The sequence below is a fragment of the Cytobacillus oceanisediminis genome (assembly GCF_004366035.1).
Lineage (GTDB): Bacteria > Bacillota > Bacilli > Bacillales > Cytobacillaceae > Cytobacillus > Cytobacillus oceanisediminis_C.
In genome coordinates this window covers 1-15,872 of sequence record NZ_SOEE01000030.1, presented here as the reverse complement: position 1 = coordinate 15,872, position 15,872 = coordinate 1, and the positions used below count along the sequence as shown (strand labels likewise).

At 36.8% G+C, this 15,872-nt stretch carries 12 protein-coding genes and 3 pseudogenes; 11 read left to right on the top strand and 4 right to left on the bottom strand.

Annotation, left to right across the window (positions count from 1 at the left end):
• The first annotated feature begins 775 nt into the window (after positions 1–775).
• From DFO72_RS28405 to DFO72_RS28395, 3 genes are all read left to right on the top strand, one after another.
• Positions 776–916 (top strand): FbpB family small basic protein, encoded by a 141-nt coding sequence (locus DFO72_RS28405; RefSeq protein ID WP_243856310.1) that lies wholly within the window; start codon positions 776–778, stop codon positions 914–916.
• A 355-nt stretch (positions 917–1,271) separates the two neighbouring features.
• On the top strand, positions 1,272–2,219 hold the full coding sequence (gene trxB, locus DFO72_RS28400) for a thioredoxin-disulfide reductase (protein WP_113885728.1): 948 nt from the start codon (positions 1,272–1,274) through the stop codon (positions 2,217–2,219).
• Positions 2,220–3,230: 1,011 nt separating this feature from the next.
• Positions 3,231–3,542, top strand: a complete 312-nt coding sequence (locus tag DFO72_RS28395) for an IDEAL domain-containing protein (protein ID WP_113885726.1) — start codon at positions 3,231–3,233, stop codon at positions 3,540–3,542.
• 63 nt (positions 3,543–3,605) lie between these two features.
• Here DFO72_RS28395 and DFO72_RS28390 read toward each other — a convergent pair whose 3' ends face one another.
• Complete coding sequence (locus tag DFO72_RS28390) at positions 3,606–3,791, bottom strand: type Z 30S ribosomal protein S14 (RefSeq protein WP_113885644.1); 186 nt, start codon at positions 3,789–3,791, stop codon at positions 3,606–3,608.
• 2,792 nt (positions 3,792–6,583) lie between these two features.
• Between DFO72_RS28390 and DFO72_RS28375 the strand changes: the two genes are divergently transcribed.
• Together DFO72_RS28375 and DFO72_RS30840 are read left to right on the top strand one after the other, a co-directional pair.
• Positions 6,584–7,471 (top strand): hypothetical protein, encoded by an 888-nt coding sequence (locus tag DFO72_RS28375; RefSeq protein WP_113885725.1) that lies wholly within the window; start codon positions 6,584–6,586, stop codon positions 7,469–7,471.
• A 199-nt stretch (positions 7,472–7,670) separates the two neighbouring features.
• Positions 7,671–8,168 (top strand): annotated as a pseudogene (locus DFO72_RS30840) (N-acetylmuramoyl-L-alanine amidase).
• 241 nt (positions 8,169–8,409) lie between these two features.
• Here DFO72_RS30840 and DFO72_RS28360 read toward each other — a convergent pair.
• On the bottom strand, positions 8,410–8,598 hold the full coding sequence (locus DFO72_RS28360) for a hypothetical protein (RefSeq protein WP_113885724.1): 189 nt from the start codon (positions 8,596–8,598) through the stop codon (positions 8,410–8,412).
• Between the two features lie 438 nt (positions 8,599–9,036).
• Positions 9,037–9,345 (bottom strand): annotated as a pseudogene (locus tag DFO72_RS30835) (DUF3888 domain-containing protein); the annotation flags it as partial.
• 319 nt (positions 9,346–9,664) lie between these two features.
• Here DFO72_RS30835 and DFO72_RS28345 point away from each other — a divergent pair.
• The 3 genes from DFO72_RS28345 (at position 9,665) to DFO72_RS30265 (ending at position 12,361) form a co-directional block, all read left to right on the top strand.
• Entirely contained in the window at positions 9,665–9,850 is a 186-nt protein-coding gene (locus DFO72_RS28345; RefSeq protein WP_113885722.1) for a hypothetical protein, read from the top strand.
• Positions 9,851–11,146: 1,296 nt separating this feature from the next.
• Positions 11,147–11,872 carry an alpha/beta fold hydrolase gene (locus DFO72_RS28340; protein ID WP_113885721.1) on the top strand — a complete coding sequence of 242 codons (726 nt, stop codon included), beginning with the start codon at positions 11,147–11,149 and terminating at the stop codon, positions 11,870–11,872.
• Positions 11,873–12,001: 129 nt separating this feature from the next.
• The gene (locus tag DFO72_RS30265; protein WP_243856307.1) at positions 12,002–12,361 is read left to right on the top strand and encodes a hypothetical protein; all 360 of its coding nucleotides are present in this window, start codon (positions 12,002–12,004) and stop codon (positions 12,359–12,361) included.
• Positions 12,362–12,587: 226 nt separating this feature from the next.
• On the opposite strand, the pseudogene DFO72_RS30260 reads toward DFO72_RS30265, so the two are convergent.
• Positions 12,588–12,836, bottom strand: a pseudogene (locus tag DFO72_RS30260) (recombinase family protein); the annotation flags it as partial.
• A gap of 538 nt (positions 12,837–13,374) precedes the next feature.
• On the opposite strand from DFO72_RS30260, the gene DFO72_RS28325 reads away from it, so the two are divergent.
• From DFO72_RS28325 to DFO72_RS28315, 3 genes are all read left to right on the top strand, one after another.
• Positions 13,375–14,256 (top strand): DUF6282 family protein, encoded by an 882-nt coding sequence (locus DFO72_RS28325; RefSeq protein WP_113885720.1) that lies wholly within the window; start codon positions 13,375–13,377, stop codon positions 14,254–14,256.
• Between the two features lie 5 nt (positions 14,257–14,261).
• Positions 14,262–15,674, top strand: a complete 1,413-nt coding sequence (locus DFO72_RS28320; protein ID WP_113885719.1) for an FAD-binding oxidoreductase — start codon at positions 14,262–14,264, stop codon at positions 15,672–15,674.
• Position 15,675: 1 nt separating this feature from the next.
• Positions 15,676–15,872, top strand: a 197-nt coding sequence (locus DFO72_RS28315; protein WP_181782443.1) for a 4Fe-4S dicluster domain-containing protein, incomplete at its 3' end; no start/stop codon positions are given.

Genomic DNA, 15,872 nt, shown 5'->3' with positions numbered 1-15,872 from the left:
ATTGAAGGAGAACATATTCACGGATACTTATTAAATCTCGCTTACAAATATCATATAGATACTCCTTTATTGAAAATTATTAATTTCAACTTACAAGCTTATGAAAACCAATTAATTAATTAAATTTCTATACTTATCTGCAAGTCACCAGAAATTTTATTGTTAGAAAAGTATTTCGCCTTTTTATGCTGAGTATTGATTTAAAAATTCTTCCTCGGACTCCCACTTAAGTCGCATTTTGGGGAATACCCAAAATACACCAATGTGAACAAGGTTAAGTACCTTGTGGGGAACCCGTGTGCCAAAACGTATATATCTACACTAAACTGTAAATATAAGAGAGTAGCGCATACTGCAGGGATGAATAATTTCAAAGGGTGAAGGAGATTTAAGAATCCAATCAAAGTGAAATTCACTAAGAATTTTGCCATAATTGTTGACACTTTTTAATTCAGTATTTGGCAACTAGATTGAGTTAATCAAAAAAATTATTACGTAATCTATTTCTTGGGTATATAAATAGAGAAATTGTATTTTTTTAAACAAAAAATGGAATGCTCATTTCAGAAAACAGGAAGGGTTTTAATTCCAATATAGGCTGCCAGGCGATTATCCGCGAGGGGATTGAAAAACTAATTATAAAGCCGTTTCATTTGAAAGAGAATCATTACGGTAGTCGCCTATGAACGTGAAGTAGATTATATAGTGAAGTAAAGAAGGGTTGTTAAGCTCCTATTACATATCTGGATAATGTCATAATTTAAGGGGGAAAAAAGTGAGACCAAGTAAATTATCTATGGCTGCTTTAATAAAAGAAAATAAAAAGGAGATATTAAACAATAACGAACTTATGAAAAAAATCGAAGAAAAAATTGATCAGAAACATGAATTGGAGATAAAGAAAAACGTTAAATAATATTTGTTATGACTGCAGGGTAAAAGTATGATGGCGGATATATCCTGATTAAGTAATAAATGATTTTGTAATTTTAATGATATGAAACTTCTATTCAAAGTAACAATTTTTGATAATAATCTCAAACAATAGGCTTACGCCTCATACATAGGTAGATGTCCTTTTATCTGATGAAATTGTTATGAAGTTAATAAAAAAACATTAGAGGAATTTGAATGTATCATACGATGTCTAATTACTAAGTATTAAAAAATGTTCAAAATTGTGAAGCCGGTTGTGAATATACTGAGCATACGAATCTACACTGGATACCAGGATTTGAAGAAGTTTATCAACCAATAGCGGAGGGATTAGGATGGAAAAGGTCGTTATTTTAGGGACAGGTCCAGCAGGATTAACCGCAGCCATTTATTTAGCACGTGCAAATATGAAGCCAATAGTGATCGAGGGTACGCAGCCAGGAGGGCAATTGACGTTAACAACCGAAGTTGAGAATTTTCCAGGGTTTGTTGACGGTGTAATGGGTCCTGAATTAATGGATAATATGCGAAAACAGGCAGAAAGATTTGGAGCTGAGTTTAAAAGAGGATGGGTTACCGAAACGGATTTTTCCAAAAAGCCATTTACACTAAAAGTGAGTGGTATAGGAGAAATACAGACGGATGCTCTGATTCTTTCCACTGGTGCATCCGCTAAGCTTCTAGGTATTCCTGGAGAATCAGAAAATATTGGACGGGGAGTCAGCACCTGTGCGACATGTGACGGATTCTTTTATCGCGGTAAGACAGTAATTATTGTTGGCGGCGGAGATTCAGCTATGGAAGAAGCCAGCTTCTTAACAAAGTTTGCTTCAGAAGTGACGATTGTTCACCGCCGTTATGAACTTCGGGCTTCAAAGATTATGCAGGATCGTGCCAAGGAGAATACGAAAATATCTTGGGCGCTCAACAATACTCCGATTGAAGTAGTATCCGATGGAATGAAAGTGACAGGCTTAAAGGTTCGAGACAATGAGACAGGAAAAGAAGAAGTGTTACAAACAGACGGCATTTTCGTTGCGATTGGACATTCGCCAAATACGGCTTTCCTTAATGGACAAATCGAAACGGATGAAATTGGCTATATTAATGTTGTACCTGGTACAACAGAAACCAATATTCCTGGCGTTTTTGCCTGCGGTGATGTACAGGATAAGAAATACCGCCAGGCTATTACAGCTGCTGGAACAGGATGTATGGCAGCACTTGATGCCGAACGATATTTGGAAGGAACACCAACACATGATTGGAGCAAATCACTATAAAGACGTGATAAGTAGGACAAAATAATATCATAAATTAATCTAAGATTGCATCTGCATTGGCGAAGCAGATGATGTAGAAGAGATGATGAGAAATGAAAGAACAGATGTGATTTCCGGTATGGGGCAGAGTCTCCCCAATGGGACTATGATCGGATTCAAAGTCTCATTGTGGATGTTGCCAAAAATCGGATTTCCTACAAATACACTGCTTACAATGTTGACTTTATTATTCCATCAGAACACAGTGGAATGATATGGAGAGAAAACGTGCACTATGAGTTTCTCGAACCAGGGAAGAGTTTAGAAGAGCATGTCTTAGTACACTAAGGTACACCTAAGAAACTCAAAGTCACTACAACTTGGGAAAACAAACAAGGTATTCTTCAGTTTAAAGTACAAATCTTATCAGTAGGAAAAATAGCCCAAATCTGAAGCTGCTCAAGAATTCGGGATTCAAATTCCACCTCACGGATATTACGGCAACATCCCGATACATCACACATAAGCTCTTCAAATTGCCGAGCAGTAGTTCGGCGGCAGATTCTAAAAGCTAATGATCCGTCAAGATGGCGGGTCATTTTCGTTGAGTGACGTTTATTTCGCTCTCGGGAAGACTTATTCCATGTGATAGAGCATAGATAGCCAAATTGCAGTCCTGGCTAAGGGGTGCTATGAGGTTGATATGTTTTCTGTGTATGAGGAAGAGCTTTGGGCCGAAGAACCAGAGGCCAGTTAGATAAGGCTAGATATGGAAAAAGTCTATACAGTAACACTCAAATGGAGGAGGGAAGGTTATCAGTCTACCGAGCTGAAAGAATACAGCCAAAGGACACACACTTCATGATTGAGAGCTTAAGAGGTGTTGTGGTTGCTATCCCCTCCATTAGTTTTCGAGATTTGTTGAAGTCGAAGAAGAGACTGAACAAATATGCGAGAAATCGCCATCGAATTTAGGGAAAACCAAATTTATATAGAAGATATTGGCGGTAGTCGCTTTTAGGAGGTGCAGTTTTGGAAACTAGGAAAAAGCCATTCTCAAAAGGTGATTGGGTGGAGGTAGTTAATACCAATTTAAGAGGCTGTACAGGATATATTTTAAATCTACTTTTGGATGAAGAGGGATATAAAGTGAAGATCACTGCCGATCAAAGAGGAAAACATATTGAAGGAGTCATTTGGATAGCAAAAGAGGACCTTGTACCTTGTGTAAACTTGGTTGATGAGCACGATTTGTTAACTCTTATTGACCTGGCATTAGTAACGAATGATAAACAATGGTTTTTAGAGCTAACGGATCAGTTGCCAGAAAAGCTGCTGTTTTAATAATCAATATTTGTATTATGTTTACTAATTAAAAAATCCCCCAAAAAGGGGGAGATTTATATATTACCAGCTTGCCTTTTTAATACCAGGAATTTGTCCTTTATATGCTAATTCACGGAAACAAATACGGCAAAGCTTAAATTTACGATACACAGAATGCGGACGGCCACAGCGTTCACAACGAGTATACTCACGCACTTTGTATTTTTGCTCATTCTTGTGCTTTATAATTAACGCTTTTTTAGCCATAGCAAAGCCTCCCTTCTTATGAAAAGTAGGAGCGGTTAATCAGTATAACCCTATCTATCTCCCTAAGTAAATAGGTGGTTTTTGGAAGTGGTCATATACAAAGAATGGTGAGGACATGAAGAAATTAAATTTATTCTCCATCGCCCTTGAAGATCAGATCATCGATTTAAATCAGTGCAAGGGAATGGATTTTTCAGAGGGAAGGAACCGCTGCTGATTCAGAAGCACAACAAGTACAAGGGCGTTTGTAATTATCAGGGGCCGGACTTTTCTGGTGTTGCCTTCCATCTGAATGAAAGAGGTCAATTCGGCGGATTAGATATCTTTGTAGCAAGAGTATTGAAAGGTGCTGGATGACCGAGGCTGAAATGATACAGAGCCCATAAAGGGCTCTATCTATAGAAATATTATATTCAGAGATAATGCATATTGGATTTATATCCTTTGCAGAATGGTAGCTATTTATGGCTAGAATGCAAATGTTTCAATGGGAAGGTGCTTTTAATGAGTGAAATAGTTTGGCTATTATCTGGGAACTAAAATAGAGATATTGGAAAAGAAATCCACCATAATGCTAAGTACCATGCCTTCACAAACACGATAAGTTTATGTGAAAAATACGGCTCTGTTACTGGCTATTTTGAAACAGGTATCGAAGAACCCGAGTTAACGCTTAATAAGGATTTTGCCTGTGAAAATTTCCTAAAGAAATCACAGATTGAGTATTCCTGAGAAACAAGATAAGCATTGTGTTGCGAGTAAGGGCCAAGTCTTGGGAGTTTTAAATAGTGAGAACTACCCTTGCTCGCTGATAGTATGACCAGTATGAATTGCTTTATGCATTTTTGACATAAAATGCGAAATATAAAAAGGGGCGTTAGCCCCCTAATAAACTGGATATAACTCCACTAAGTTCAAATAACTTTGTTGAAACTCTAGAAAGTCCAGTAGTAAGACAATAGCCTATGTACACAAGGCTAAAGGCGATTATAGCTAATAGTACTAGTAAAGTAACTTTAAATTTCTTCTCAAATTTATTATCCACTCTATCCCTCTAAGTTGCTAACTATCAACATTGTATTAGATTGACAAGCTTTTGGATAGCAGGAATAAGGTGAGAGGTCTAATGTCGCAGTTCGAATATTTAGCGAAACAAAATAAGTAACGCGTTTCCCTTCTATCATAGGAAGAATATCATGTAAATGCCATATATTATCACTAACAATGCTAATGATATTTGAATAATTATTTACATAAATCAAGGTATTGCGAGCAAGGGCTGAAACTGTTGAAAGGTGAAAGGAGATTGAATTGCCCTTACTCTAATGAATATCCTGCCCAGAAATATTGAAAATATGTATTTTGGACACAAAACAGGCCGCAAATTTGCGGCTAATGCAGAACCTATACTGGTACGAGCAAGGGCTGAAACTTTTTCAATATGGAAGATATCAAAGGGGCCATTGCTCTAGTAGTAGTATGCCCGTTAATTTTTATTTTATATGTATTTATTTGCGAGCAAGGACCTAAACTAGTTGGTTGTTTTGATTGGGACTGGCCCTTGCTCGTCCTGATAGTATGGCTAGGATAAATTGATATATGCATTTTTGACACAAATTCTGACATAATGATTTATGTGCAGATTGTACAGAGAAACTCAAAAAGTCCTTGGATAATAGAAAAGAAACTCAAGATATAGAGAGTTGATTAATGATGATCGGGAAAGTTTACGATTGGAAAATGACTGAGGAAGAACGCCAAACTTAAATTAAAAAGCATCCTATCTGGCCAGCCAAAAAGCTGAAAAAGTCTGATACTACTTTCGCTGATCTTGGGATGGATTATAGATGGAGAGGTAAAAAAGGTGCAGATGTTCGAAGGGGAGAGGATAAAAAAAACTAAAGATTTTTACTCCAGTGGATACAAGTGTAGGACAAATGGGAGGAAATATGAATGATTATCCAGGCTTAACCTTGCAACGATCGTCCAATGCGATAATACAAGACAGTACGGAACGATGGAAGGCTTGTATGTAGTTTAGAAATTGACCACTAAATGGATCGAACATGAGAATGGTAAATAGCCTTTATATACTCAAGAAAAAGCCAGGACTTCTCCCAACTACCCAAATTAATTTTAACATAGAAGGACTCACTGCTCAATATGGGATGCGGCTGGGATGCCAAAAGCCTAAGGGTGACAAGTGATACTTTTTATAGAGAGAATGTCCATAGGGAAAAAAATATTTTAGTTATTCATAAATATGAGACTAAGATTTCTGTTATTCAAAATCGGATGCATTTAATTGAGGATGATAGGGAAAATGGAGTGCTTTATTGGTTGCTATAAGGAAAAAGTTATCGGTGGATTGGTGCCCTAATGGGTTTGTCATTTTCTCATATTAGGCGTATAAGAGATTCAATAGTGGATCAGCACGATGGGAAACAAATGTTCAAATGGCACAAAAGAAACGAAATTGCTAAATCATAAATCTAGCTGATAAACTTGAAGGTAGGACGGGAGGTAGTCAAAAAGCTGCCTCCTCTTTTTTGTGTTCGAAATTTACCTAAGGAAGGGAATGGATGGAAGTCAAAAAAGAATAAAATGTATCATCGAAAACAGTAACATCTCCGGTAAAATTGTTCATGGTGTTTTTCGAATAGATTCAATCGGCATTGTGAAAAATTAATTCAACCGTATTAATTACATATGTTGCAGTGCAGGGATTAATTTACAATTGACTCTGATTAAAACACTGATGATAGAACCATAGCCTGATTAGAGGGGGAAATATGGAACATTCAAAATTTGGTGCGTTTATGATTCAATGCGATAAGTGTTCAAAAGGATGGTCGCTTTCTGAAAAGGATATGAAAGCAGACATTATTGTATGCCAAGATCCAGAATGCCATAGTGAATTTTCAATTTACGAGGGAATCAAAAACGGTTTGAAAAAAATAGAGGATAATATCTCCCCGAATTTTTTCTTAGCCAATGAATTGTACAATCTAATGATTGAAGTTAAGATCGGCTACACTTCTCATGTTGAGCTACCTCCAAATATAAATAAAATCTATAAAGTGATTTTATTCCCATTAGGACCATTTTTAGCAGGGGCCACTGATATTACTCGGAATGGTTTCACTGTTTTTACATCTTTACCAGAAAACGCTGATGAAACAATGTTAGGCGAACTAGGTAAAATCAAGGCTTTAATACATTATAAAGGAGAGGATTACCATGTCCCTTGGCTACACATGCTTCAATATGCTTTTGATCAACTTCGCTCTGATGAATACCTAACCAGTATCCTCTTATCCGAAATAGCATTAGAGACTTATGTAAATTCAATGCTGACAATAGGTTATTCCGAAATTGGTTTAGATAAGGACAGTATTTCAAGGTTATTAGAAGCTGGGAGAATGCATGATAAAGTAAACCCATTAATGCAGAATTTATATGGAGTAAAACTTCAAGGTTCTGACGTTTGGGGGAAATGGAGTAAAAAGGTTCTTGAATGGAGAAATCAGATTGCTCATGGGTCTAAGGTGACTGCAACAAAGGAAGAGGCCATATTAGCCTTTGAATCAGTGGTTGATTCTATTTTTCATTTTATAGAAGGAGTAGATAATCACCGCAAGAAACAAGGTTATCCAAATGGAATGTTTTATAGAACATAAGCAAGAATTCTTAACAGAGCTTTTTTTATTTGATAGAAACTATTCACTTAAAACATTTGAAGATGAGGATAAGCTGCCCTACTGGGTGGCTTTTTTATGTATTGAAAGGGGTGATTGTCATGTAGATATGTAGGAGACGGTAGCCAAGCAGTTTTTTCATTTTTGAAATAAAAATAATATAGGAGGTGATTAGCCCAGGATAAAGTTAGTTCTTGACCCAGGACACGGCGGAATCGATCCAGGTGCTCAGGGGAATGGTTTACAGGACAAGAATTTAACACTTCAAATCGCAAAGCGTATTAAAGATATTCTGAACCTTAATTATGATAACCTTTCGATCCGAATGAGTCGTCCAGGGGATCAAACTGTTTCCTTGTCAGAGCGTACAAAAGCAGCTATGCCTGGGGGCTGATTTTTTTCTGTCAATCCTCATTAATGCAGGCGGGGGAACAGGATATGAAGATTATGTTTATTCAGGAGTTGGAGCACCAAAACTCAAATGCCAAAATAACATTCACACAGAGGATTGAAACTGGTTGATTTAAATGACCGCGGTAAGAAGCAAGCAAACTTCCATGTTCTAAGGGAAACAAACATGCCAGCATTATTGACCGAAAATGGTTTTACCGATAATGCCAATAACGCTGCTAAATTAAAATCAAGCACATTCATTGAAAATCTTGACCGGCCAATGTGAATGGTATAGTTAAAGAGTTTCAATCTTCCTAAAAAGAGTTCAGCAGTTTATCGACTGTTGTGACCGGTGATACTGTATATTCTTTAAGCAGGACTTATGGGAGCACTATACAGCAAATTAAATGAAACACTACACCATTTATGTTGGACAATTACTCCAAGTGAAATAATAAGAAAAAGCCCTTCTTTAATGGAGGGGCTTAAAAATCAGCGATTTTGTTTTTACCAAGAAAAATCTTTTATTACCCTTTTTTTCTTTCAATCTTTGTCCAGACTGCATATATCAAAATAGAAGCGGCAAATACTATCAAAAAGCCATTTGATTCACTGTTTTCCCCCATTTGATTTATGGTCCAATTATAATCAAGGAAAAAGTAAGAAAGTATGATGCCGATTGATAATGTGATTAATAATGAAATCCAAACTTTCATTAAATCATCCCCTTTTCCTTACACTCTATGCCACTTTATTTATCTTATTCCTCTATAACAACCCTGCCCCTTTCAATAAAAAAATTTAAAAAGCCCTTCTTAATCAAGAGGGCCTTTAAATGTTTCTTTAAGCTGCTTTCCATCAGTTCCTTGAGTCCATACGACCTCTACGTCTAGCTCAGTTGCCTTTTCAGCCAAAAGGAAATTTTCATGGCGATAGAAATTTCCTTTTGTTGACTGACAATAAAGATGTTTAATTACAAATAGGGTCGTTAACATTTACAATAAGGTTGTTTAAAAGACGCCAGATATGTTATTCAAAAGTCGGGCCATTTAATGGAATAAGAATCTGAAGCAAAATTGAATATTTGTATTAACATAAAGGGCAGATTAGTTCAATAATCCGAATATAATTATTGTATTCATTCTGTAGGATATTCATATGGTGTGATTTATCATCTTCACCTCAGGTCCAAATGAAATTCTATAAGTCATTCGGTTCTTCTGTCCTACCCTATTGGAACCCAGTGTCCACCATCGGTAGGCTCAATTTCAAATGTAATTTCCATTATAAATCCACGGAAGCCATTTACTCTTCTTGTTTTCACTCACTTCAATTTTCCATGGAGCGACAGCAGGTGATAAATCCTTAAAAATCTTCGGATAATAATAGTTATGCAAATCTTTTTCAATATAAGGAGTAAGCATGTTCATAAGAATATCCTGTAACCTAAGCTGTTCTGAGTCTTACCTATAGGTTTTGTTACTGATTGTACTTTTTCTTGGTATTAAAGCAAAAATAAAGCAACTATCACTGTTATACTATGTTTTCTCATATAGTATTACCTTTTTTATTTTTAATATATAGTTTGCGAATATTTTCTCTTCCATAATATCGGCAAAATTATTAGTGGTTAATTCAATTAAAGGGCGCTATCCAGGAACAAGGGTAAGTACTCATTTTTTATTTAAGAGTAGGCCCAATAAACTATAGACTGTAGTTAGGATAAAGCTTAAAACTCTGGGTATAATAACTATTCATATATCAATGAATAGGAGTGGTAAGATGACCGTCAATGATAAGAAAAAACAAAAAACAGTATTTAGAGATAATCAAGATTTAGAACCAGAAGGTAACCTACCAGACGGTAACCTACCAGGTAATAGGGAGGATCAAAGTGATAAAATGGGTACGTTAAATTCTGAAGAAATTCGATTCGACAATGCTGACGCTATATATGATGAGTATTAATAGAATAGGCAAAAGCTTAGCCTCGTTCTTCAGTTAAACGGTCGCGATTGTTGAATAAAACTTAGGTTTTTAAACGACTTTATTGTTATATTTTTTAGTGTTGTGAAGTATCTTAAATCAAAAATTAAACAACTATATTTTTAACCCCGGCCTAAATTAGGACGGGGTTAAGCTTGGTTGAGCTTTCGAAATTAAATGACTTTATTATAATTTTATACCATCAGTATTCAACACCCTTGCTAAAGAAAAAGCTCTTTCATAGTTGTCTTTATTACAATCTTCTCCGTATGGACAACTAAAAAGCGAGTACTTCGTTTAAGATTTAGGCTCATTTCTAAATAAATTGATTTCAACAGAAAATACATCTCTACTAATGTTTTTAATCTCTAAAGAGTAAGTCTGAACTTTCTTTTTTCGGGTTTTGCTAACTCCTTACCTTGACCAGGTTCCCTGATCTGAACTGCCCACTGTTTCGATGTTTGTTTGATAGGCAGTTTATCGAAGGTCAAAGCTTCAGCTTTATGCGATGCTGAGATAAAGAATAATAACAAAAAGCTACAAGCTGCAAGATTAACTCTTTAATCATAATTCATCCCCAGATACAGTCAGTTTTATTATTCATAAAGCTAAATGGACTATTCATTCTCCTAAAGTTACTTGTTCAATTAATGCGTACTTATCTAAAGATCAGTTGTCCTACATATGGCTACTCCTAATTGAGAAGAGTTGTAGATCCAATGTGGATCGTCAGCTCTTTTTTCTTCTTGACAAAAAGGGGCAGGTTTGTTGAATAAGAATAATAAATTGTTATGGCGTATTAGACTCATATTACGAAATAAAAAAGAGGCAACTAGTACCCTAATAATTGGATATAACTCCACTAAGTTCAAATAACTTTGTTGAAACTCTAGAAAGTCCAGTAGTAAGACAATAGCCTATGTACACAAGGCTAAAGGCAATTATAGGTAATAGTACTAGTAAAGTAACTTTAAATTTCTTCTCAAATTTATTATCCACTCTCTATATCCCTCCAAGTTTGCTAACTATCAACATTGCATTAGATTGACAAGCTTTTGGATAGCAGGAATAAGGTGAGAGGTCTTATGTCGCAGTTCGAATAAAATATATACTACCGGAGAAGGCGGTTATTCAACTTTTGGGTGCATATATTCAGGGTCAGTTGCCGAATCAGGTAGCATTTTCTTATTCTACAAAAGGAGCAGGTTTATTGAATAAGAGTTTTAATATTGTTAAATTTTAACTACGGATAGTTGGCAAAACGAGAGGAATGAACCAATGGAAAAGGAAATGTTAATACATATAAGTAAATGTAAACTATATGCTAAATTAGTGGGAGAAAATAACGGAAAGCCAACAGTCATAATGGATGCTGGATATGGAGACTTTTCTAAGGCCTGGAATTCAGTGTTAAGAGAGATCTCAATGCTCTCTAGTGTACTAATTTATGATAGAGCTGGACTTGGGAAAAGTGACTCAAGTTCTAATCCCAGAACCAGCCGTGAAATGGTAAAAGAATTAAAGGAACTGCTTAGTGAAGCAAAGATTAGGCCTCCCTACATATTAGTAGGTCATTCATTTGGCGGAGTTAATATGCGGATGTTTGCTACAGAATATCCAAATGAAGTTTGTGGACTAGTCTTGATTGACTCTACTCCCGAAGATTACAGAGAACGATTTCTTCCTACAATGTCACAAGATTTTCAACAAGCATATAACAAGCAATTCGTTTACGAAGGAAATTATGGCGAATTTATGGAAAGCCTAAAGCAGTTAAAAGACACTAGACAAAAATTAAATGTGCCATTAATTGTTCTTTCAGCGGGTAAGAAAGCTCATTATTCTATGGAATCACAAAAGTTATGGAATGAAATGCAGAGAGAAATTCTTGAAATATCCTCTGATGGAGAATTGGTAATTGCTGAAAACAGTGCTCACTATATACAAAATGATGAACCGGAAGTTGTAGTCTGTGCGATAAAAAAGTTAATTGAGAATAATTAGTTCAGCTGCTAATCAGGCAGCTTTTTTGTTCAACAAAAGAGGCAGGTTAGTTCAAGAAGAATTAGTTAATATCGACTTTGACGAATTATAATTATAGTGTTAGTAAGTGTTTGTAAAAGGAGAAAAAAAATGCCTGTTATTGAGCATCAACAATTAATTAATGCACCTGTTGAAGTATGTTTTGACCTTGCAAGAAACGTAGATATTCATACTCAGACGACCTCTAAAACTAAGGAAAGAGCTGTTAGTGGAGTGACAGAAGGGTTATTAGAACAAGGCGATACTGTTACCAGGGAAGCCATCCACTTTGGTATTAAACAAAGGTTAACAGCTGCCCTGGCTATAGGCGTAGGCAGTCTCCCAGGTCCTGGCCTTGCAGAAACAAACAGTACTGTTTCTAAGATTGAGGAACAAATTGATGGTATACAGCAGCAAATAGTTAAAATGGATAATGCTATTAACCAATTCCAAATGAGAAGGCGGTTTTAAAGAATCATATCGATATATTAGAAGAGGCTATATTAGATAACCGCGAGAAGATAAAAGAAGCTAGAAAGGAAATCTTTCGAATAGAAACTGATATTCAAGAGCTGAAACTAAATATCAAGCCCCTGCAAGATAAAATTTCTAAAATTCCAACGAACCCCTTTAGAGTTCTTTTTACGTTTTATAATTCATAATCCTATAGAAACATACTGACAAAACATTATATAAATTAATTGCCAGAACAGCTTGTTTCTAAAGTACGTTTCTGGATAGCTCGGTATAAAGAAATGCCAGTTCCCTCTATAATCTCTTTTACAGAGTATTCCTAGCTGCCATATATTCGGAGGGCCACTGATATTTTATCTTTATCAACCTTCATTCTCCTCAGCTTTTTGCCTCGTTTCTTACTTGCTTCTATTCCTTTCTTCACTCGCTCAGCAATCAGATTTCGCTCCGAATCGGCGATTACACACATCATCATCTGAAAACATGGCTTTACCAGTGGAAGTTAAGATAAGAGCCTTGCGGGCAAAGCCAAGCGCATACTTATTAGTGAACAGACAAAAGTAGGGCAGCAAGCTGCAAGATCTTTGGTAATCATAATTTTCCTTTTTAGTAATTGAAATTTCTATAATTTTCAACTAATACTTGAAACAACAAATGGCTGAGAGCTAGGTTTTAATAGGGATTAACCTTAATTAATAAGGAAGTCCCTTTCTTTATGTCGTTAAGCAGACCCACATAACAAAGGACGGTACTATTGACGCTATCCCTACGGGAAGAAACATTATTTACAATCGTACGAGTTTAATCGAAAGGCTTTATTGAATATTCAAAGACTGGATGCTGAGTGATTTGTAAAGAAAAATTACTCAATTGTTTTAATTTTTTTACAAATCAAACTAGCGAATTCAAATTCCGGGCTGACATGGCGCAAGTTTTATCTATTGTGAATTGGCATAGAAATTGCAAATTAGTTTTATAAAAGTGAATTTACATATTAAGGAGTGGCGGCTATGGCACAAAAGTTTCATCCATTATTAAAAGGAGCAATTGAATTACATGTTCATAGTTCACCAAGTTTGTTTCCAAGGAAGCAGACCGACTGGGAACTAATAGAGGATATTAAAAGTGCTGAGATGGCGGGTGTGGTTTTAAAGGCACATGAAGCTCAGACAGTTGACCGGGCAAGTTTAATCCGGGAAAAAGAGCCCGGATTTCATGTTTACGGAGGGCTTGTGTGCAATTATTTTACAGGAGGGTTGTCTCCAACCGCAGTAGATGCGGCAATCCGTTTAGGGGCAAAAATAATTTGGATGCCTACCTTTTCTGCTGAAGAGCATCAAAGATATTTTGGTAAAAAGAAAACCAATTTTTTTAATAGCAAGCGTTCTATGAAGCACCCTGGTTCCGGGATTGAAATTTGGGATGAAAACAAAAATCTCCTGTCGGAAGTATATGAAATCTTAGAACTGGTTGCAGAGGCGGATATTGTGTTGGCCACGGGACATCTGGCTGCTGAGGAAGTGCTTGTATTAGTGGAGGCAGCTATTGAGAAAAATGTTGAGAAAATCTTAATTCAGCATACAGATTTAGGTATTGCCAGAGTGCCTTTTGAATTAGAAAAAGAATTAGTGAAAAAAGGGTGCATTCTGGAAAAATGTTATTTAGCATGCAGTGAAGACTTTAACGATATTTCCCCAAGGGAAATGGCTGAGAGCATTAAAGTTCTTGGAGCTGATTCCTGTGTAATGGTGACGGACTACGGACAGCGGCATAATATTGCACCTATTAAAGCCTTAAGTAATTTTATAGAAGAGATGCTGGCATATGGAATAACAGAAGATGAGATTACGAAAATGGTAAGTGACAACCCTAAGAGGCTGCTGGGGATTTAGAAAGGATGAAAAAATTGGAAGATGCTATAGTAAGAGAAATCGAGGGAATTATTCCTGCTAATCGTGTTCTCACCAGTCTGGAAGAACTATATTCTTATAGCTATGATGCTTCTTTTGGTGAATATTTGCCCCAATTGGCCATACAGCCTGAATGTGCGATTGAAATAAGTAAGATTATGAAAATAGCAAACAAGCATAAAATCCCAGTCTATCCAAGAGGGGCGGCGACATCCTTAAGCGGTGGTCCGTTGCCTGTTGAAGGTGGAATCGTCCTGGATATGACACGAATGAACAAAAAATTAATCATTGATTGTGAAAACTTATTAGCCATTGTATCTCCTGGGGTTACGACTGGTGAGATTCATTACCAAGCAGAAAAAGCAGGGCTATTTTATCCTCCGGACCCGAGCAGTTCCAAAGTGTCCACTATTGGCGGAAATTTATTAGAGAATTCAAGCGGGCCGAAGGGACTGAAATATGGGACGACTAAGGAATACGTGATCGGATTGGAAGTAGTAACACCCGAAGGGGAAATTGTCCGAACAGGCGGGAAAACGGTTAAGAATGTCACAGGTTATGATTTAACAAGATTAATTGTTGGATCTGAAGGGACTCTGGCGATTGTAACGGAGGCGACATTGCGGTTAATTCCAAAACCGAAAGCGCGCAAGACTTTATTAGCCACATTTAGCAGATTAGTTGACTCAGGATACGCCATAACCAAAATTTTGTCTTCAGGAATTATGCCGGCAGCCATGGAATTAATGGATAACGCATGTATAAGGGCGGTTGAGAATTTTAGTCCGTGCGGGCTTCCGGTAAATGCCGAAGCGCTTGTCATTATCGAAGTGGATGGGCATCCCTTGGCCATAAATGAGGAAATTGAAATATGTGAAGAGATTTGCTGGCAAGTGGGAGCAGCTGCTGTTAGAACTGCCAGAAGAGAAGAGGAAAGAGAAGAAATATGGAAAGCTCGCCGAATGGTTTCCCCTGCCATCACACAAATGGGGCCGACTAAAATTTCTGAGGATGCTACAGTTCCTCGAAGCCAAATTCCTGCCATGATGGAGAAATTGAGCCAGATCCGAATAAAGTACGAATTAAACTTAGTAGTTTTTGGTCATGCAGGAGATGGGAATTTACACCCCAATATCATTACGGATAAACGGAATATCGAAGAAATGAAACGAGCTGAAAATGCGGTAAGTGAAATTTTTGCCGCTGCTGTTTCACTTGGAGGAACGCTATCAGGTGAGCATGGAATTGGGACGCTTAAATCGCCATATATGGAAATGGAGCTTGGGGAAGCGGGTCTTGACCTCATGAAAAAAGTAAAAAACGCCTGGGATCCTAACAATATATTAAATCCGGGAAAGATCTTTCCAAAAGCGGGGCAAACAAAGGTGGTGTTAGTTTAACATGAATGCTCCATTGAAGAAAACAGCAGATGTGAGTGAAGCCAATAAATCTATACATTCGCTTTCTCCCATTTCAAAAAAGGGCAATCGGTTATACGAACTGGCCTATGAAGCCACTAATCAGTGTATCCAGTGCGGATATTGTTTGCCTGCTTGTCCAACATACGAATCAATGGGAAAAGAGTCCGCATCACCAAG

Bases quoted from the DNA above. Each gene is read 5' to 3' on its own strand.
- trxB (WP_113885728.1), top strand. From the start codon at position 1,272: ATGGAAAAGGTCGTTATTTTAGGGACAGGTCCAGCAGGATTAACCGCA.
- DFO72_RS28390 (WP_113885644.1), bottom strand. From the start codon at position 3,791: ATGGCTAAAAAAGCGTTAATTATAAAGCACAAGAATGAGCAAAAATAC.
- DFO72_RS28375 (WP_113885725.1), top strand. From the start codon at position 6,584: ATGGAACATTCAAAATTTGGTGCGTTTATGATTCAATGCGATAAGTGT.
- DFO72_RS28360 (WP_113885724.1), bottom strand. From the start codon at position 8,598: ATGAAAGTTTGGATTTCATTATTAATCACATTATCAATCGGCATCATA.
- DFO72_RS28345 (WP_113885722.1), top strand. From the start codon at position 9,665: ATGACCGTCAATGATAAGAAAAAACAAAAAACAGTATTTAGAGATAAT.
- DFO72_RS28340 (WP_113885721.1), top strand. From the start codon at position 11,147: ATGGAAAAGGAAATGTTAATACATATAAGTAAATGTAAACTATATGCT.
- DFO72_RS30265 (WP_243856307.1), top strand. From the start codon at position 12,002: ATGCCTGTTATTGAGCATCAACAATTAATTAATGCACCTGTTGAAGTA.
- DFO72_RS28325 (WP_113885720.1), top strand. From the start codon at position 13,375: ATGGCACAAAAGTTTCATCCATTATTAAAAGGAGCAATTGAATTACAT.
- DFO72_RS28320 (WP_113885719.1), top strand. From the start codon at position 14,262: ATGAAAAAATTGGAAGATGCTATAGTAAGAGAAATCGAGGGAATTATT.